At 43.0% G+C, this 17,775-nt stretch carries 18 protein-coding genes, 3 tRNA genes and 1 riboswitch; of the genes, 7 read left to right on the plus strand and 14 right to left on the minus strand.

Annotated elements, in window-relative coordinates; translation table 11 throughout:
- Window positions 1-22: 22 nt before the first annotated feature.
- The 5 genes from fusA to ribB all read right to left on the minus strand — a co-directional run bounded on the left by fusA (window position 23) and on the right by ribB (window position 4,438).
- On the minus strand, window positions 23-2,125 hold the full coding sequence (gene fusA, locus CKV74_RS01600) for an elongation factor G (RefSeq protein ID WP_095176652.1): 2,103 nt from the start codon (window positions 2,123-2,125) through the stop codon (window positions 23-25).
- A gap of 84 nt (window positions 2,126-2,209) precedes the next feature.
- The gene (gene rpsG, locus CKV74_RS01605; RefSeq protein WP_007243501.1) at window positions 2,210-2,680 is read right to left on the minus strand and encodes a 30S ribosomal protein S7; all 471 of its coding nucleotides are present in this window, start codon (window positions 2,678-2,680) and stop codon (window positions 2,210-2,212) included.
- 136 nt (window positions 2,681-2,816) lie between these two features.
- Window positions 2,817-3,191: a 30S ribosomal protein S12 gene (gene rpsL / locus CKV74_RS01610; protein WP_005543325.1), complete on the minus strand. Its 375-nt coding sequence runs from the start codon at window positions 3,189-3,191 to the stop codon at window positions 2,817-2,819.
- A gap of 148 nt (window positions 3,192-3,339) precedes the next feature.
- Entirely contained in the window at window positions 3,340-3,681 is a 342-nt protein-coding gene (hypA, locus tag CKV74_RS01615) for a hydrogenase maturation nickel metallochaperone HypA (RefSeq protein ID WP_007243519.1), read from the minus strand.
- 109 nt (window positions 3,682-3,790) lie between these two features.
- Window positions 3,791-4,438: a 3,4-dihydroxy-2-butanone-4-phosphate synthase gene (ribB, locus tag CKV74_RS01620; RefSeq protein ID WP_007243510.1), complete on the minus strand. Its 648-nt coding sequence runs from the start codon at window positions 4,436-4,438 to the stop codon at window positions 3,791-3,793.
- A gap of 87 nt (window positions 4,439-4,525) precedes the next feature.
- Window positions 4,526-4,657, minus strand: a riboswitch (FMN riboswitch).
- A gap of 93 nt (window positions 4,658-4,750) precedes the next feature.
- Between ribB and nadR the strand changes: the two genes are divergently transcribed.
- Both nadR and CKV74_RS01630 read left to right on the plus strand, forming a co-directional pair.
- Complete coding sequence (gene nadR, locus CKV74_RS01625; protein ID WP_095176653.1) at window positions 4,751-6,025, plus strand: multifunctional transcriptional regulator/nicotinamide-nucleotide adenylyltransferase/ribosylnicotinamide kinase NadR; 1,275 nt, start codon at window positions 4,751-4,753, stop codon at window positions 6,023-6,025.
- 1 nt (window position 6,026) lies between these two features.
- Window positions 6,027-6,707, plus strand: a complete 681-nt coding sequence (locus CKV74_RS01630; protein ID WP_007243520.1) for a metallophosphoesterase family protein — start codon at window positions 6,027-6,029, stop codon at window positions 6,705-6,707.
- A gap of 64 nt (window positions 6,708-6,771) precedes the next feature.
- On the opposite strand, the gene CKV74_RS01635 is transcribed toward CKV74_RS01630, so the two are convergent.
- The 7 genes from CKV74_RS01635 to waaA all read right to left on the minus strand — a co-directional run bounded on the left by CKV74_RS01635 (window position 6,772) and on the right by waaA (window position 11,320).
- Window positions 6,772-6,848, minus strand: a tRNA-Arg gene (locus tag CKV74_RS01635).
- Between the two features lie 53 nt (window positions 6,849-6,901).
- Window positions 6,902-6,978: transfer RNA gene (locus CKV74_RS01640), tRNA-Arg, on the minus strand.
- Between the two features lie 21 nt (window positions 6,979-6,999).
- Window positions 7,000-7,093: transfer RNA gene (locus CKV74_RS01645), tRNA-Ser, on the minus strand.
- A 238-nt stretch (window positions 7,094-7,331) separates the two neighbouring features.
- Window positions 7,332-9,344 (minus strand): DNA helicase Rep, encoded by a 2,013-nt coding sequence (rep, locus tag CKV74_RS01650; protein WP_007243493.1) that lies wholly within the window; start codon window positions 9,342-9,344, stop codon window positions 7,332-7,334.
- A 13-nt stretch (window positions 9,345-9,357) separates the two neighbouring features.
- Window positions 9,358-9,570 carry a YceK/YidQ family lipoprotein gene (locus CKV74_RS01655; RefSeq protein WP_007243518.1) on the minus strand — a complete coding sequence of 71 codons (213 nt, stop codon included), beginning with the start codon at window positions 9,568-9,570 and terminating at the stop codon, window positions 9,358-9,360.
- A complete protein-coding gene (gene coaD, locus CKV74_RS01660) occupies window positions 9,564-10,040 on the minus strand; it encodes a pantetheine-phosphate adenylyltransferase (protein ID WP_095176654.1) in 477 nt (158 codons plus the stop codon). The genes CKV74_RS01655 and coaD overlap by 7 nt, the downstream gene beginning before the upstream one ends.
- Window positions 10,040-11,320 (minus strand): lipid IV(A) 3-deoxy-D-manno-octulosonic acid transferase, encoded by a 1,281-nt coding sequence (gene waaA, locus CKV74_RS01665; protein ID WP_007243514.1) that lies wholly within the window; start codon window positions 11,318-11,320, stop codon window positions 10,040-10,042. The genes coaD and waaA overlap by 1 nt, the downstream gene beginning before the upstream one ends.
- Before the next feature lie 78 nt (window positions 11,321-11,398).
- Here waaA and CKV74_RS01670 point away from each other — a divergent pair, with 78 nt between their 5' ends.
- Window positions 11,399-12,160, plus strand: a complete 762-nt coding sequence (locus CKV74_RS01670; RefSeq protein ID WP_007243504.1) for a glycosyltransferase family 2 protein — start codon at window positions 11,399-11,401, stop codon at window positions 12,158-12,160.
- 68 nt (window positions 12,161-12,228) lie between these two features.
- Here CKV74_RS01670 and tpiA read toward each other — a convergent pair whose 3' ends face one another.
- Window positions 12,229-13,020: a triose-phosphate isomerase gene (gene tpiA / locus CKV74_RS01675; RefSeq protein WP_007243512.1), complete on the minus strand. Its 792-nt coding sequence runs from the start codon at window positions 13,018-13,020 to the stop codon at window positions 12,229-12,231.
- Between the two features lie 173 nt (window positions 13,021-13,193).
- Here tpiA and CKV74_RS01680 point away from each other — a divergent pair, with 173 nt between their 5' ends.
- Complete coding sequence (locus CKV74_RS01680) at window positions 13,194-13,628, plus strand: GNAT family N-acetyltransferase (RefSeq protein WP_007243509.1); 435 nt, start codon at window positions 13,194-13,196, stop codon at window positions 13,626-13,628.
- Window positions 13,628-14,515 carry a tyrosine recombinase XerC gene (gene xerC / locus CKV74_RS01685; RefSeq protein WP_095176655.1) on the plus strand — a complete coding sequence of 296 codons (888 nt, stop codon included), beginning with the start codon at window positions 13,628-13,630 and terminating at the stop codon, window positions 14,513-14,515. The genes CKV74_RS01680 and xerC overlap by 1 nt, the downstream gene beginning before the upstream one ends.
- Window positions 14,516-14,665: 150 nt before the next feature.
- Here the strand turns inward: xerC and rpsT are convergent, their stop codons facing one another.
- Window positions 14,666-14,929 (minus strand): 30S ribosomal protein S20, encoded by a 264-nt coding sequence (rpsT, locus tag CKV74_RS01690; RefSeq protein WP_005548279.1) that lies wholly within the window; start codon window positions 14,927-14,929, stop codon window positions 14,666-14,668.
- A gap of 266 nt (window positions 14,930-15,195) precedes the next feature.
- Here rpsT and murJ point away from each other — a divergent pair, with 266 nt between their 5' ends.
- Window positions 15,196-16,770: a murein biosynthesis integral membrane protein MurJ gene (gene murJ, locus CKV74_RS01695; protein ID WP_007243489.1), complete on the plus strand. Its 1,575-nt coding sequence runs from the start codon at window positions 15,196-15,198 to the stop codon at window positions 16,768-16,770.
- A 50-nt stretch (window positions 16,771-16,820) separates the two neighbouring features.
- Entirely contained in the window at window positions 16,821-17,747 is a 927-nt protein-coding gene (gene ribF, locus CKV74_RS01700; protein WP_007243505.1) for a bifunctional riboflavin kinase/FAD synthetase, read from the plus strand.
- Window positions 17,748-17,775 lie beyond the last annotated feature (28 nt).

The raw sequence follows: 17,775 nt of genomic DNA on the forward strand, positions 1-17,775 counted from the left end.
ATAGAGCGATTGTTACACAAAATTATTTTTTACGCGCTTCAATTACTGCAGCAGCAACACTTGTTGGAGCTTCAGCATATTTTAACGGTTCCATAGAGTATGATGCACGACCTTGAGTTTGGGAACGTAAGTCTGTTGCATAACCGAACATCTCAGAAAGTGGAACTTCTGCATCGATTTTAACAACGAATTCGTTCGCTTCTTGACCGTTAACCATAGCACGACGACGGCTTAAGTCACCGATTACGTCACCCACATACTCAGGTGGAGTTTCTACTTCAACTTTCATGATTGGCTCAAGTAGAACAGGGTTTGCTTTAGCGAACGCTGCTTTAAATGCTAAAGAAGCAGCTAATTTAAACGCTAATTCAGATGAGTCCACATCATGGTATGAACCGAAGTGTAAACGTACACCAATATCTACTACCGGATAACCCGCTAATGGACCAGATTTAAGCTGTTCTTGGATACCTTTATCAACCGCAGGAATGTATTCACCTGGAATTACACCACCTTTGATTTCATTCACGAATTCGTAACCAGGACCTTCTGGATCTAATGGATACAAGTCGATAACAACATGACCATATTGACCGCGACCACCAGATTGTTTTGCGTGTTTACCTTCCACATCGTTAACACGAGTACGGATAGTTTCACGGTAAGATACTTGTGGTTTACCAATATTAGCTTCCACTTTGAACTCACGTTTCATACGGTCAACAATGATGTCTAAGTGTAACTCACCCATACCAGAGATAATAGTTTCGCCAGATTCTTCATCTGTGTGAACACGGAATGAAGGGTCTTCTTGAGCTAGACGACCTAATGCAAGACCCATTTTTTCTTGGTCTGCTTTAGTTTTAGGTTCAACTGCAACAGAAATTACCGGCTCTGGGAATTCCATACGCTCAAGGATAATTGGCGCATCTAATGCACATAATGTGTCACCCGTAGTTACATCTTTTAAGCCGATTGCTGCAGCGATATCGCCCGCACGAACTTCTTTGATTTCTTCACGTTTGTTAGCGTGCATCTGTACGATACGGCCAAAACGTTCACGTTTTTGACGTACAGAGTTTAATACAGTATCACCGGAGTTGATCACACCAGAGTACACACGGAAGAAGGTCAAGTTACCTACGAATGGGTCAGTTGCAATTTTGAATGCTAATGAAGAGAATGGCTCATCATCACTTGCATGACGTTCACCTTCAGTCTCATCTGGGTTGATACCTTTGATTGCTGGAATATCAGTTGGTGCAGGTAAGTATTCAACAACTGCGTCAAGCATTGCTTGTACACCTTTGTTTTTGAATGCAGAACCACAGGTTACCAAGATGATTTCGTTTGCTAATACACGTTGACGAAGACCTGCTTTGATTTCTTCTTCAGTTAACTCTTCACCACCAAGGTATTTTTCCATCAACTCTTCATTTGCTTCAGCTGCCGCATCAACAAGATTTTGACGCCATTCTTCACAAGCTGCTTGCATATCTGCAGGAATATCTTCATAAGTGAAGGTCATACCTTGGTCAGCTTCGTTCCAGTTGATCGCTTTCATTTTGATCAAATCAACTACACCGGTAAAGTTTTCTTCTGCACCGACTGGAAGTTGAAGAGGAACAGCATTTGCACCTAAACGAGTTTTAAGTTGTTCAACAACACGTAAGAAGTTAGCACCAGTACGGTCCATTTTGTTTACGAACGCGATACGTGGAACTTGATATTTGTTAGCTTGACGCCATACGGTTTCAGATTGAGGTTGAACACCACCAACCGCACAGTAAACCATTACCGCACCATCAAGAACACGCATAGAACGTTCTACTTCAACAGTAAAGTCTACGTGTCCCGGGGTATCGATAACGTTGATACGGTGTTGTGGGAACTGTTGTGACATACCGGACCAGAATGCGGTAGTTGCCGCAGAGGTAATGGTAATACCACGCTCTTGTTCCTGTTCCATCCAGTCCATTGTTGCTGCACCATCGTGTACTTCACCAATTTTGTGACTTACACCGGTGTAGAATAAGATACGTTCAGTGGTAGTAGTTTTACCAGCATCAATGTGCGCACTAATACCGATATTACGATATCTTTCAATAGGGGTTGTACGAGCCATTATTATAACCTTGTTAAGTTTAATATCTGTTTATATAAGGGTAAGGCTTCATCTAAGATGAAGCCCTTAAATTTTAAAAGCGTATTACCAACGGTAGTGAGCAAATGCTTTATTGGCTTCAGCCATACGATGCACGTCTTCACGTTTTTTCACTGCTGCACCTTTGTTGTCGGATGCATCAGATAATTCATTTGCAAGACGTAAAGCCATTGATTTGTCACCACGTTTACGGGCGGCTTCAACGATCCAACGCATACCTAAAGCATTACGACGAACCGGACGTACTTCAACTGGCACTTGGTAAGTAGAACCACCAACACGACGAGATTTAACCTCAACAGTTGGACGAACGTTTTCAAGTGCAATTTCAAATGCTTCTAAGGGTTCTTTACCTGTGCGCTCAGCAAGTTTCTCTAACGCACCGTAAACGATGGATTCAGCAACGGATTTTTTACCGTCTACCATTAATACATTAATAAATTTTGCAAGTAATTCTGAACCGAACTTCGGATCTGGAAGAATCTTGCGTGGTTCAACACTACGACGACGTGGCATTGCGAATTTCTCCGTATTTTAATCTTCAGGATATCCAAAACTCTATAAAACCAACCTAAGGGTTGAGTTAATTACTGGAGTTTCTGATTTAAATTTTTACTAATTTAGACGTTTGGCCTTACTTAACGGAGATCCATTAAGCTTTAGGACGTTTAACGCCGTATTTAGAACGACCTTGTTTACGATCTTTAACGCCTGCACAGTCTAATGCGCCGCGTACAGTGTGGTAACGCACACCTGGTAAGTCTTTAACACGACCACCACGGATAAGCACAACACTGTGCTCTTGAAGGTTGTGACCTTCGCCGCCGATGTAAGAAGTTACTTCAAAGCCATTAGTTAAACGAATACGACATACTTTACGTAATGCTGAGTTCGGTTTTTTAGGTGTAGTTGTGTATACACGAGTGCACACACCACGTTTCTGCGGGCAAGCCTCTAATGCAGGAACGTTACTTTTTACAACCTTTTTCACACGCGGTTTGCGTACTAGCTGGTTGATAGTTGCCATTAAAAAAGCTCCAGTTTAAATGTGATTCATATTGAATTATTTCATTTGTCTACTTTTCCGCCACTGGCGGGAAAAATAGACGCTGAATTCTAAAGACTTCAATCACCTTTGTCAATCATCAAGCCCAAATGCCTAACGAATAGTCGATTTATTTATAGGCGATTTCCTTGATTCTTAGCTCATCACCGCTTTGTCGCTGCAAATGAATACCGTGACACAACGGGCATTGTTGCTGCTCAGCAGCAATTTCTACGGTTTTTTGGCAATTCCAGCACCATGCCTGGGCCGGTACATGAATAAAATGCAGACTGCAATTTTCCAATGCTGTGCCCTTTGCGGAAATCTCAAAGCAAAAACTCAATGCCTCCGGCTCCACACAGGAAAGTGCACCAATTTCCAACCATAAATCGGTAACCTGATTAATGTTATGTTGGCGACATTGGTTTTCCACTATTTCCAACATGTTCTGACAAAGTGAAAGTTCGTGCATGGGCGTCCTTTGGGTAAAATGAGGGATGTTTATATTTTTCAAACACCACTAATAAAATCAATAACTTAGACAATGTTTTAAGCAAAACTCCGAAAATTGTTAGGGCGTTTTACAGACCGTGACGATGGCGGTATTCCACCAAATCCTCAATGGTCACCACCGTATAACCGAAATGTTGGGCAAACTCTACTAATTGCGGTGCTCGTGCCATAGTACCGTCATCATTGGTAATTTCACAAATGACCCCGGCCGGCTTAAAACCGCTCAAGCGAGCTAAATCCACAGCAGCTTCAGTATGGCCACGACGACGTAGAACACCATCTTCAGCTGCCCGCAACGGAAATACATGGCCAGGACGATGTAAATCACTTGGTTTTGCGCCATCAGCAATTGCCGCTTTAATTGTGGTCACGCGATCTGCAGCAGAAACCCCGGTCGTTACTCCTTCAGCTGCTTCAATGGTCACGGTAAAGGCAGTTTTATTTACACTATTGTTATGTTCCACCATTGGCGGCAAATCTAATTGACGGCACTGAGCATCGGTAATACACAAACAAACAATACCGCTCCCATAGCGAATTAGCTTGGCCATTTGTGCCGGAGTGATGGTTTCTGCAGGAAAAATCAAATCACCTTCATTTTCGCGATCTTCATCATCCAATACCAATACGCCATTGCCTTGTTTAAATGCATCAAGCGCGTTGCGTACGCGGGCTTCGGCATCAACACCGAAAGGGGATAAAATTGACTGATTCATCGTCATTTCCTTTTTTAAAATGGTGAAATACGGAATCAGGGGGGAGAAAAGCAAATAAGAAAACCGATTTGGTTAATCCAAATCGTAAGTTATTCTCTTTCATCCAGACTGTTACTGTCGGCTTTGGAATTTCACCAAATCTGCTGACTTCAAAATTGCTTTTGAACGCTCGCGGGCTATACCGCCGGTAGGGAATTACGCCCTGCCCTGAGAATGCCCGCACAGTATAACGAAAAATCCGAAGCGGAAAAATATTTTTATTTGCGCTAGAATAGCAGCGTTTCAATCCCGTTATAGCGCAAGGAGAATCCAATGGCCGATTTTAGCTATCTTGAAGAAAAACGCTGCCAATTAGAATTAAGCGTCAGCCAGCTTTGCCAACAGGCCGGTATCAGCGAAGAATATTACGGCCACTTGCTGGAAGGCAAAATTGCCAATCCACAAGCACAAAAATTACAAGCCTTATATAAAGCGTTACAAATTGTTGTCGGTGACGAAAAAAAGATTGGTGTCATTTTCGGTAAGTTTTATCCTGTACACACCGGCCACATTAATATGATCTATGAGGCATTCAGTCGGGTGGATGAGCTCCATGTAATTGTATGTAGCGATACCGAGCGTGATTTGCGACTCTTTTACAACAGTAAAATGAAACGTATGCCAACTGTGCAAGATCGCCTACGTTGGATGCAACAAATCTTTAAATATCAAAAAGATCAGATTTTTATCCATCATTTAGTCGAAGACGGTATTCCAAGCTATCCGAACGGTTGGCTGGCATGGAGTGATGCGGTTCAAGCGCTGTTTGAAGAAAAACACTTTCATCCCACTATTGTCTTTAGCAGCGAAGTGCAGGATAAAGCGCCCTATGAAAAATATCTTGGATTGGAAGTCTCCTTAGTCGATCCGGATCGCTCATTCTTTAATGTTTCGGCCACCAAAATTCGTACCACTCCATTCCAATATTGGAAATTTATTCCAAAGGAAGTTCGTCCATTCTTTGCTAAGACTATCGCTATTTTGGGTGGTGAAAGCAGCGGTAAAACAGTCTTGGTAAATAAATTGGCTGCGGTATTTAATACCACTTCTGCTTGGGAATACGGACGCGAATTCGTATTCGAAAAATTGGGCGGCGATGAACAGGCAATGCAATATTCCGATTATCCACAAATGGCCTTAGGGCATCAGCGCTATATCGATTACGCGGTTCGCCATGCCCATAAAATCGCGATTATCGATACGGATTTCATCACCACTCAGGCTTTTTGCATTCAATATGAAGGCAAAGCCCACCCATTTTTGGATTCGATGATTAAGGAATATCCTTTTGATGTCACTATCTTGTTGAAAAATAATACCAAATGGGTAGACGATGGATTACGCAGCCTAGGTAATCAAAAACAACGTCAACAATTCCAACAGTTATTGAAAAAATTATTGGATAAATACAAGGTTCCCTATATTGAGATCGAGTCACCAAGCTATCTAGATCGCTACAATCAGGTGAAAAGCGTAATAGAGAAAGTCCTCAACGACGAAGAATTGACTGATTTACAAAATGGGCCGCGAATCTTGACGGGAAAATAATATGATTCTGTTTGCCGGTGATCCGCACGGAAGCTATACACATCTTTACCCTTTCGTGCGCCAACAACGCGATGTCGCCCTCATTATTCTGGGAGATCTGCAGCTCAGTTCGCCTGAACCTTTGGATGAATTGGCAAAATATTGCGATATCTGGTTTATTCACGGCAATCATGATAGTAAAACCGTTGCCGCCTTTGATGCCATCTGGGGTTCCCACTGGAAAGAGCGAAATTTGCATAATCGCGTAGTTGAAATCCAAGGCAAGCATATTGCCGGCTTAGGCGGTGTATTTCGCGGACAAATTTGGATGCCGCCGAATAAACCGATGTTTTTTGATCCTATCCACTATTGCCAATATAGCAGTCAGGAAAAAATCTGGCGCGGGGGTGTTTGCTTGCGCCACCGTAGCTCAATTTTCCCTTCCGATATTGAAATCTTAGAGCCTCAACAGGCTGATATTCTAATTTGCCACGAAGCACCTAAACCCCACCGTATGGGATTCCAAGTGATTAATCAGCTCGCCGAGAAAATGGGCGTTAGCCATATTTTTCACGGACATCATCATGAAAATGCCGAATACCAAACGCAACTACCATACAAAATCACCAATGTTGGCTTTCGTAGTCTGGCCGATATCAATGGCAATTATTTACTGAAAAATATTGACGATCGCGAACGCTAATACATCAAAGACGCATAAGTTAAGCTAAAAAGACTAGAATAAATTGAAATAAGAAAGGAAGAGATGGCGCACCCGAAAGGATTCGAACCTTTGACCGCTCGGTTCGTAGCCGAGTACTCTATCCAGCTGAGCTACGGGTGCGCAGAGATGTTTTATTATTCGTGACCATTTCAACTGATAGAGTCGATTTGAAATGGCGCACCCGAGAGGATTCGAACCTCTGACCGCTCGGTTCGTAGCCGAGTACTCTATCCAGCTGAGCTACGGGTGCAGAATAAATAAAACCAACAAATGGCGGTGAGAGAGGGATTCGAACCCTCGATGGAGTTTTTGACCCCATACTCCCTTAGCAGGGGAGCGCCTTCAGCCTGCTCGGCCATCTCACCACAATCGGTTTGTGGGCGGTATGATACGTTTTTTTTGTCGTAAGTCAAACGCTTTTTGGTAAAAGCCGCTTGGTTGCTTGATTTATCAACAATCAACTGCCATTTAATAGCCACCCTAAAATGCTTTTCTTAATAAATTCAAAGACTTATGTAAAAATTTCAATTTTTAAAGCAACTCTAATAAAATCAATGACTTACGCTCATTTTTACGGAAAACTTTTATTTTAAAGGGGGCGTTTTACCCCTTCAAAATGGCTCGTAAACGATCTAATTGGCTGGCGGTCTGTTGCTGTTTCTGTTCTGCCGTCAATTTTGGTTTATCTTTTTCCCATTGCACATCGTCCTGTGGCAATTCCGCTAAAAAACGACTCGGTTCCGGACGCATCAGCTCACCAAATTGGCGTCGTTCGCGACAGAGGGAAAAGGTTAACGTCTGCTGTGCACGGGTAATCCCAACATAGGCCAAGCGCCGCTCCTCTTCTACATTGTCCTCATCAATGCTGGTTTGATGAGGGAGAATGCCCTCTTCCATACCAATTAAATACACATGTGGAAACTCTAAGCCTTTGGAGGCATGCAATGTCATTAATTGCACTTGATCACTTTCATCATCCTCTTCACCACGCTCCATCATGTCACGCAGGGTTAAACGGGTTACTACTTGATTTAAGCTTAACGGCTCATTCACTTCATCACCTTTAAGCATATCCGCCACCCAACTAAACAGCGTCGCCACGTTTTTACTTTGCATTTCTGCGGCTTTTGGGCTGGTCGCATATTCATACAAATATTCTTCGTAATGTAATGAAGAAAGTAACGAACGCACAGCGGTTTCAGGATCCGAACGTAAACTTTGCTCGTTCAATTCCACAATCCAACGACCAAATTTTTGCAAGGCATCATAGGCCTTCGGGGTAACTCGTTGCATGAGTTCAAACTCAAAAATCGCCTCAAATAAGCTGATATGTTTTTCGTGCGCCAATTCGCCCAGCTTTTGCAGTGTCGCCGTACCAATTTCCCGTTTTGGTGTATTCACTATACGTAAGAAGGCTGCATCATCATCTTGATTCACCAGCAAACGCAAGTAGGCCATCATGTCCTTAATTTCAGCACGAGAGAAAAAAGACGTTCCGCCGGAAATTTTGTACGGAATGCGGTTTTGCATCAGCACTTTTTCCAATAGGCGGGATTGATGGTTACCGCGATATAAAATCGCATAATCCTTAAATTTGGTCTTACGGCTAAAACGATGGGCGATCAATTCCGCGATAATCCGTTCGGCTTCATGCTCTTCATTTTTTGCCTCAATCACCTGCAGCTTTTCGCCTTCACCCAAATTGGAAAAAAGCTTTTTGTCGAATACATGCTCGTTGTTATCAATCAAAATATTGGCACAATGCAAAATACGATGGGTGGAACGATAATTTTGTTCCAATTTGATAACTTGCAAACGCGGAAAATCATCACGCAAACGCACCATATTTTGCGGTCGAGCACCTCGCCAAGAATAAATGGATTGGTCGTCATCGCCTACTACGGTAAAACAAGCTCTCTCGCCGACAAGTAATTTGATGAGTTCATATTGGCTGGTATTGGTATCTTGATATTCATCCACCAATAAATAGCGAATTTTTTCCTGCCATTTTGTCCGTATATCTTCATTCTGTTTGAAGAGCAACATTGGCAACATAATTAAATCATCGAAATCCAGGGCATTATAAGCGCGAATTTGTACTGCATAGCGCTCATAACATTTTGCAAAGGTTTGATATTTGGCATCTTTCGCTAAGGAATAAGCCTGTTTTGGTGAAACCAAATCATTCTTCCAATTGGAAATAACGGAAGTTAATTCACGCAATAAATCCTTATCTTCCTGTAATAAATCGGCGGTCAATTCTTTTAACAGGGCAAGCTGATCGTGCTCATCAAACAACGTCATATTAGATTTAAAACCGAGAGCTTGATATTCCCGTTTGATAATATCAAAACCTAGGGTATGGAAAGTCGAAACAATCAATCCTTTGGATTTATCTTTACCAATCGAATGAGCTACCCGTTCTTTCATTTCACGGGCAGCTTTGTTGGTAAAAGTCACGGCTGCTATCTGTTTTGGTAAATAGCCACAGTGTTCAATCAAATGAGCAATTTTATTAATAATGACACGGGTTTTACCGGAACCGGCACCGGCTAGCACGAGACAAGGACCGCTGACATATTCAACGGCTTGCTGTTGTTGAGAATTGAGTTTCATATCTTAAGGTCGATTAATTTGACCACGCATAGGGCAATAATGCGGTATCTAATAAAAATGAAAGGGGTAAATCTAAAATGGGCAGGCCCCATTGCTGAGCCATTTGCCAATCGTAAGCCGTGCCGGCATAAGCCGTATAGCGCTCCGTCGGATCGATGAGCCTCACTAGCGTACCGCAACCACTTAAGGTCGCCAGCACCACTAATACAAGACTATGTCTTAACATGATTTTGCCTGTAGTGCCATATATATGGCTTCCGGCACTAACTCACGCACATCGCCTTGATGTAGATAAATTTCCCGTACAATAGTAGAAGAAACAAATGCCCATTTCTCCGTAGGCGGCAAAAAGAGACTATCCACACCATCGGTTAATAAACGATTTAAAGCAGCTAGTTGCAATTCGTATTCAAAATCTGTCGTCGTACGTACGCCACGAATAATTGCAGTGACCTGACGCGTCTTAATAACATTTGCCAATAAATCACTAAAACCGATGACTTCAACATTAGTAAGGTGACGACAAGCTTGTTGCGCCAAACAAACGCGCTCCTCAAGAGAAAATAAGGTTTTTTTACTCGGACTATTAGCCACCGCCACCAAAACCTGTGGAAAAATCGCTGCACTACGTTCAATGATATCCAAATGGCCATTTGTTAATGGATCAAAGGTACCGGGGTAAATCACCGTTGTCATTATTTGCGCTCCAAGTAAGGATAAAGTAAATCAAGCAGACGCTGTAAAGCCCCTCGGTTTTCCATTAAAACCTCATAACCGGCACGTCCAAAACATTGCCTGGCTTGTGGTGAATTCAATAAGCCATCCACTGCATGTACTAAGGCCTTCACGTTAGAATTGACCGAAAGAACGCCTTGCACTTCCAGTAAGGTTCGAAATATCTCTGGAAAATTAAAGGTATATTTGCCGCTAATAACCGGTAATCTGAATGCTAATGGTTCTAATGGATTATGCCCACCATGTTTCACCAAACTGCCACCGACAAAGGCAATATCACTAATGCCATACATTAACATTAATTCTCCCATGCTATCCCCGAGAATGACTTGAGTATGCGCATCGGGCAATGAGCCTTCAGAGCGACGAATAAAATTCAGTTGGGCTTTTTCAATTAATTCGGCAACGGCATTAAATCGTTCTGGGTGGCGTGGCACCAATAACAACAACAGATCTGGGTGCATCTTGAGTAATTGACGATGCGCATCCAGGATTAAAGTTTCTTCTCCCTCGTGGGTGCTAGCTGCAATCCAAATCGGACGATTTCGTACCCATAAAGCCCGTAAAGCCTCAATTTTTTCTAGCAGTTCATCGGTAATTTGCAAATCATATTTGATATTCCCCGTCAGTTTCAGCTTCCGTTCATCATAGCCTAAGCCTAAATAGCGTTTTCCACTAATACTATCCTGTGGTGCGATCAAACTAATTTCCGATAGCATCCCTTGCAAACGCTCTTTCACTAAGCCATAACGACGCGCTGAACGTTCAGATAAACGGGCATTAGCAACAACAAAGGGAATATCTCGACGCCATAATTGACGAATTAAATTCGGCCAAAGCTCTGTTTCAATCACAATACACAGCTTCGGTTGAATGAAATCTAGAAAACGATTGAGTACACAGGGCAAATCATAAGGCAGATAACAATGGGTAACAGTTTCACCAAAGGCTGCTCTCACCCTATCAGAGCCGGTTGGCGTTACCGTGGTAAAGGTTATCGGTAGCTGCGGATATTCCTGTTGAATACGACGAACTAACGGAGTTGCAGCAATAACCTCACCAACAGAGGCGGCGTGAATAATAATCCCATTCGGCAAAGGCGCCGTCAGGTTACCGTAAAAACCATAACGCTCGCCAAGGCGTTTACGATAATTCGGAGCTTTCAGGCTGCGAATCCACATAAACGACAGCACAAAAGGCTGGGTAAGATACATCAGACTGGTATAGAAAAAACGCCACATATATTCGCTTAAATTCAGGTATACTTTGCAAAATTTTGGCTAGTATAGCAAAAAAGCAAATAAAAAAAGGATCAAAATATGCCAACGATTAGTGTTGCAATGATTGTAAAAAACGAAGCGGCAGATCTTGCCGATTGTTTAGAAACCGTCAAGGATTGGGTTGATGAAATTGTTATTCTGGATTCCGGCAGTACCGATAACACTCAACAAATAGCCGAGCAATACGGTGCTAAATTTTATCAAAATGTCGATTGGCCCGGATTTGGTAAACAACGTCAACTAGCCCAACAATATGTTACTTCTGACTATGTACTATGGCTGGATGCGGATGAACGAGTCAGTTCCTTGTTACGCCAGTCTATTGAGCAAGCAGTGCAACAAAACTTACCCTCAACAGCCTACCAACTCCCCCGTTTAAGTAGCGTATTCGGACGAGAAATCCGCCATTCCGGTTGGTATCCTGATTATGTCGTACGTCTATATCGTTGCCAAGATGGTCAATATGGCGATGAATTGGTCCATGAAAAAGTCCATCTTGCTAAAGGCACGCAAATCAAGAAACTACAGGGTGATTTATTACATTTTACCTATAAAAGCATTCACCATTATTTGCTGAAATCCGCCGGCTATGCCCGCGCCTGGGCTGAACAACGCGCTGCCAAAGGAAAAAAAGCAACCCTATGGCAAGGCATTAGTCACGCCTTGGGCTGTTTTATTAAAATGTATTTTATCCGTGCAGGTTTTCTTGATGGTAAACAAGGGCTGTTATTAGCCATTCTCTCTGCGCATTCCACCTTTGTAAAATATGCAGATTTATGGGAACGTGGGCAAAAGAAATAATAAATTGCCTTCAAAATAAAAGAGCGGCCGCAAGGACCGCTCTTTTTTATCGTTGTTAAAACTAAAACTTAGTTTTTCGCTGCTGCCGCTGCTTTCACGATTACCGCAAACGCAGGCGCTTTAAGTGACGCACCACCAACTAATGCACCATCAATATCCGGTTGGGTGAATAATTCTGCTGCGTTAGCATCATTTACTGAACCGCCGTATTGAATGATTACTTGATCAGCCACTGCCTGCGATTTTGCTGCGATATGACCACGGATGAATGCATGAACTGCTTGAGCCTGTGCCGGAGTCGCTGATTTACCGGTACCGATAGCCCAAATTGGTTCATACGCGATAACTGCGCCATTGAATGCTTCTACGCCTAATGCATTGATAACGGCATCAATTTGACGGGCACACACCTCTTCGGTTTTACCTGCTTCATTTTCTGCTTCGGTTTCACCGATACATAATACCGGTACTAAACCAGCTTCTTTTAATGCACCGAATTTTTTCGCCACGAATTCATCGCTTTCTTTGTGGTAAGTACGACGCTCGGAGTGACCGATAATGATATATTTTGCACCAAAATCTTTTAACATTTCGCTGGAGATATCACCGGTAAATGCGCCTTTCACATTGATATCCACGTTTTGTGCACCCAATTGAATCACATTTTTACCACCACAGCTGCAACCACAACCTGAAAGCGCTGCTTCAGCCGTACCTAAATACATTACCGGTGGGGCAATTGCCACATCACAACCGGTAACGCCGTGTAATTCTGCTTTTAATCCTTCGATTAATTCTTTGGTGAAGGCTTTAGAACCGTTTAATTTCCAGTTACCCATAACTAAAGGACGACGTGCCATAATGTTTTCTCCATATTTTTGAAAGTTAAAATAAAGCGCGCCTACTATACCAAATTTTTATTAGATTTTTTTGACCCAGCTCGGAATTTTAAAATTTTTTTGGCAAACCCGATGCAAAAAGCTACAATTTGCCCGAACCAATTGACAACAATGAATAAAACCCCGGGGAAGCAATGAAAATTTTCAAGGCCGAACAATGGAATATCGATCTTCTTTCTCCGCTATTTGAGGCCTATCGCCTCGCTAATGGCATGACAGAAAATCCACAACGGGTATATACCTTTCTCAGCAATCGGATACGTTTTAACGAAAGCATGTTTTTTATTGCTTTAGACGATCGCCAACAGGCCGTTGGTTTTGTGCAACTGTATCCGCGCCTTTCTTCTCTTCAACTACAACGTTACTGGCAACTCACTGATATTTTCGTTAGCGCTAATTCCAACCAAGCAGAAATTACCGCAGCATTAATTGCCAAAGCTAAAGAATTCGTTCGTTATACCCAAGCTACTCGCTTGGTTGCCGAAGTATCACAACCACAGCGGGAAATCTTAGAAAGCGAAGGATTCAAGCTAAATCCACGTAAAAGCCTGTTTGAGATGGCCCTCTAATGCAACAACAACTCGACCGCTACTGGGATTACCTACGCATCGAACGCCAAGTCAGTCCCCATACCCTGAATAATTATCAACGCCAATTGCGGGCGGTGGTCGAAATCTTACAAGAAAAGCAACTGAATACCTGGCAGCAGGTCACTCCGAGTGTAGTTCGTTTGATCTTGGCGGAAAGTAAACGCCATGGACTACAGGAAAAAAGTCTGGCATTGCGACTGTCTGCGATGCGACAATTTTTTAGTTTTCTCATTCGACACGGTGAATTGAAAGTCAATCCGGCCACCGGAATCTCTGCACCGAAACAGGGCAAGCGGTTACCCAAAAACATCAGCACCGAACAAGTCCAGTTACTGCTCGATAACGACAGCAAAGATCCCATCGATCTGCGAGATCGGGCAATGCTCGAATTAATGTACAGTTCGGGGCTACGCTTAGCGGAATTGCAAGGACTAAATCTACAAAGCATTAACACCCGCAGCCGTGAGGTACGGGTACTCGGGAAAGGGAATAAAGAACGGGTTGTGCCCTTCGGTCGTTTCGCATCACACGCACTACAACAATGGCTCAAGGTGCGTCCACAGTTTAATCCAAAGGATGAAGCCTTGTTCGTCAGCCAGCAAGGCAATCGCATCAGTACGCGAAATATTCAAAAGCGCTTTGAAACCTGGGGAATTCGCCAAGGCTTAAACAGCCATTTGAATCCCCATAAACTGCGCCACTCCTTTGCCACTCATATGTTAGAAGCTAGCGCTGATTTGCGCGCGGTGCAGGAATTACTTGGCCACAGTAATTTGTCCACGACACAAATCTACACCCATCTCAATTTTCAACATTTAGCCAGTGTGTATGATCAAGCCCACCCACGCGCTAAACGTAAAAAATAGCTTGTATCATCAATCACTTATCCATTTTTAATGCAATCCTAATAAAATCAATGAGTTACATGCTATTTTAGAGAAAACTTTGGTTTTCATAGGGGCGTTTTTAACGCAAAAAAAAACCGCACTACAGTGCGGTTTTTTAATCTTGAAAAATTACGCTAATTTTTTGATTTGCGCAGCTAATTTAGATTTGTGGTTTGCTGCTTTGTTAGCGTGAATTAAGCCTTTAGAAGCCATACGGTCAACAACTTTTTGCATTTCAACGAATGCTGCTTCAGCTGCTGCTTTTTCACCTGCTGCTACTTGAGCATATACTTTTTTGATGTAAGTACGCATCATAGAGCGTTGGCTTGCGTTGTGTTGGCGGCGTTTTTCAGATTGAACCGCGCGTTTTTTTGCTGACTTGATATTAGCCAAGGTCAAACTCCTAAAATTTCTGTTAATTAACGGTGACAAAATAAGGCGTGCGAATATGCCGATTTCTTATCCTTTTGTCAATAAATTATTTGTGTTGATTTCGGTGAGACACAACCGAAAGTTGGCATCGTTATTTAAAAAAAGCACTTTCAATAGGCCCACACAAACGATGTGGGCGCGATTCTAGCAGTTTTTTTGGCGGGAATATAGCGTAAAAGCAAAATTTCTATACAATTAGGACGTTTTTTTCCACTGGGATCCTTATTTTGAGTAAACGACTTTTGAAATCCGGCATCATCGTCAGCGGTATGACCTTGATCTCCCGCGTACTTGGTTTGGTGCGTGATGTAGTGATCGCCCATTTGATCGGTGCCGGTGCGGCGGCCGACGTTTTTTTATTTGCCAACCGTATCCCCAATTTTCTTCGTCGATTATTTGCCGAAGGGGCATTTTCCCAAGCGTTCGTGCCTGTTTTAGCGGAATATCAAAAATCCGGCGATCTATCTAAAACCCGCGAATTTATCGGCAAAGTTTCCGGTACGCTAGGCGGTTTAGTGAGTGTTGTAACCCTTTTAGCGATGGTTGGCTCCCCTGTCGTGGCGGCTATTTTCGGGATGGGCTGGTTTACCGATTGGCTCAATGATGGCCCGAATGCCGGCAAGTTCGAACAGGCCTCTCTCTTACTCAAAATCACGTTCCCTTATCTTTGGTTTGTCACCTTCGTGGCCCTATCGGGTGCCATTCTAAATACCATCGGTAAATTTGGCGTGATGTCTTTTTCGCCGGTACTACTGAATATTGCGATGATTGCTACCGCACTATTTTTAGCCCCACAAATGGATAACCCCGATTTAGCCTTAGCCATCGGGATCTTCCTCGGTGGATTGTTGCAATTTTTATTCCAATTGCCTTTCCTTAAAAAGGCCGGTTTATTGGTGAGGCCGCGCTGGGCTTGGCATGATGAAGGTGTCACTAAAATTCGTAAGCTCATGATTCCCGCGCTATTCGGGGTTTCCGTCAGCCAAATCAATTTATTACTTGATACGGTAATCGCCAGTTTCTTAATGACCGGTTCCATTAGTTGGCTTTATTATTCTGACCGCTTATTGGAATTTCCGCTCGGACTCTTTGGAATCGCGATCTCTACGGTCATTTTACCAACCCTCGCCCGCCATCATGTCAACCGAACCGATGATGCGGAGCAAAGCGGGCAGGATTTTCATCAGACGATGGACTGGGGCGTGCGCATGATTTTGTTGCTTGGGGTTCCTGCAGCCTTAGGAATTGCCGTATTAGCACAACCGATGATCTTAGTCCTATTTATGCGCGGCAGTTTCACTTTGCAGGACGTTACGGCTACTGCCTATTCCCTATGGGCATTGAGTGCAGGACTACTAAGCTTTATGTTAATCAAAATCCTGGCCAATGGTTATTACGCCCGCCAAGATACCAAAACTCCGGTGAAAATCGGTATTATCGCAATGGTCAGCAACATGCTATTCAACTTACTGGCGATTCCTTTCAGCTATGTAGGCCTAGCAATGGCTTCAACCATGTCGGCCAGCTTAAATGCCTATTTACTTTATCGCGGTTTAGCCAAAGCCGAGGTCTACCATTTCAGCCGTACCAGCGCACTATTTTTCGTCAAAGTATTTGTTGCAGCACTCGCTATGGCGGGATTGCTTTGGTACAACAGCCCGGAATTACATGAATGGGCGGCGATGCCTCTATTAAACCGCATTCATTGGTTGCTCTGGTTAATCGGATTGGCCGCTGCAGTTTATGGCGGTGTATTGGTTTTATTCGGGATTCGTAAACGCCATTTACTGACAAGACAATAAGTTACCGCTATAATGCAGCGTTCTTTTTTGACTAGTTTGTGGTTTATTTAATGCAATTAATTCGTGGGTTTAATAATGCATCGTTTCAGTTGTCCGGTTGTGCTTTGACCATCGGCAACTTCGATGGCGTGCATTTGGGCCACCAAGCGATTTTGCGTCATCTTCGCCAAAAAGCGGATGAATTAGGACTACCAATGGTAGTCATGCTATTTGAACCACAACCGCGTGAATATTTTATGGGGAAAAGTGCACCCGCCCGTTTAATGCGATTACGCGATAAGCTGTATTATCTTAAGCAAGCCGGTGTTGATGCGGTGCTTGTTGTTCGTTTCAATCAGCAATTTGCTGCTCTAACAGCCGAACAATTTATTGAAGATTGGTTGGTCAATAAACTTAATGTCAAATTCTTAAGTATCGGTGATGATTTTAAATTCGGGGCAAACCGCCAAGGTAATTTTGCAATGTTGCAAGCGGCAGGAAAACAATTTGGTTTTGCCGTAGAAGACAATTACAGTCTTTGTCTCGAGCAATGTCGCATTAGCAGTACTGCCATCCGTCAAGCATTAGCTGAAAATCAGCTCTCCTTGGCAGAAAATTTGTTAGGCAAGCCTTATCGAATTTTTGGTCGTGTTATTCATGGAAATAAATTGGGCAGAACTATTGGTTTTCCTACCGCGAATGTTCGTTTACATCGCCAAGTGAACCCAGTAAAAGGGGTTTACGCCGTGAAAGTGCGGTTGAAATCAGGCGAGATTTTTGACGGTGTAGCTAACATGGGGAAACGCCCAACTATTAACGGTACGATACAATTATTAGAAGTCCATTTATTTGATTTTTCTCAGAATATTTATGGGCAAATGGTCGAAGTGGAATTCTGCCATAAGATTCGAGATGAGATAAAATTTCCTTCTTTTGAGGCGTTGAAAGCTCAAATTGAACAAGACGTAAAAACGGCGAAAGCATTTTTTGCAAAATAGAATTATATTGAAATATAAAATTGGAAAA

The sequence above is a fragment of the Haemophilus pittmaniae genome (assembly GCF_900186995.1).
Classification (GTDB): domain Bacteria; phylum Pseudomonadota; class Gammaproteobacteria; order Enterobacterales; family Pasteurellaceae; genus Haemophilus_D; species Haemophilus_D pittmaniae.

What these genes read in the sequence shown, in the direction of transcription:
- fusA (WP_095176652.1), bottom strand. Translation starts at nt 2,125, where the DNA reads ATGGCTCGTACAACCCCTATTGAAAGATATCGTAATATCGGTATTAGT.
- rpsG (WP_007243501.1), bottom strand. Translation starts at nt 2,680, where the DNA reads ATGCCACGTCGTCGTAGTGTTGAACCACGCAAGATTCTTCCAGATCCG.
- rpsL (WP_005543325.1), bottom strand. Translation starts at nt 3,191, where the DNA reads ATGGCAACTATCAACCAGCTAGTACGCAAACCGCGTGTGAAAAAGGTT.
- hypA (WP_007243519.1), bottom strand. Translation starts at nt 3,681, where the DNA reads ATGCACGAACTTTCACTTTGTCAGAACATGTTGGAAATAGTGGAAAAC.
- ribB (WP_007243510.1), bottom strand. Translation starts at nt 4,438, where the DNA reads ATGAATCAGTCAATTTTATCCCCTTTCGGTGTTGATGCCGAAGCCCGC.
- nadR (WP_095176653.1), top strand. Translation starts at nt 4,751, where the DNA reads ATGGCCGATTTTAGCTATCTTGAAGAAAAACGCTGCCAATTAGAATTA.
- CKV74_RS01630 (WP_007243520.1), top strand. Translation starts at nt 6,027, where the DNA reads ATGATTCTGTTTGCCGGTGATCCGCACGGAAGCTATACACATCTTTAC.
- rep (WP_007243493.1), bottom strand. Translation starts at nt 9,344, where the DNA reads ATGAAACTCAATTCTCAACAACAGCAAGCCGTTGAATATGTCAGCGGT.
- CKV74_RS01655 (WP_007243518.1), bottom strand. Translation starts at nt 9,570, where the DNA reads ATGTTAAGACATAGTCTTGTATTAGTGGTGCTGGCGACCTTAAGTGGT.
- coaD (WP_095176654.1), bottom strand. Translation starts at nt 10,040, where the DNA reads ATGACAACGGTGATTTACCCCGGTACCTTTGATCCATTAACAAATGGC.
- waaA (WP_007243514.1), bottom strand. Translation starts at nt 11,320, where the DNA reads ATGTGGCGTTTTTTCTATACCAGTCTGATGTATCTTACCCAGCCTTTT.
- CKV74_RS01670 (WP_007243504.1), top strand. Translation starts at nt 11,399, where the DNA reads ATGCCAACGATTAGTGTTGCAATGATTGTAAAAAACGAAGCGGCAGAT.
- tpiA (WP_007243512.1), bottom strand. Translation starts at nt 13,020, where the DNA reads ATGGCACGTCGTCCTTTAGTTATGGGTAACTGGAAATTAAACGGTTCT.
- CKV74_RS01680 (WP_007243509.1), top strand. Translation starts at nt 13,194, where the DNA reads ATGAAAATTTTCAAGGCCGAACAATGGAATATCGATCTTCTTTCTCCG.
- xerC (WP_095176655.1), top strand. Translation starts at nt 13,628, where the DNA reads ATGCAACAACAACTCGACCGCTACTGGGATTACCTACGCATCGAACGC.
- ribF (WP_007243505.1), top strand. Translation starts at nt 16,821, where the DNA reads ATGCAATTAATTCGTGGGTTTAATAATGCATCGTTTCAGTTGTCCGGT.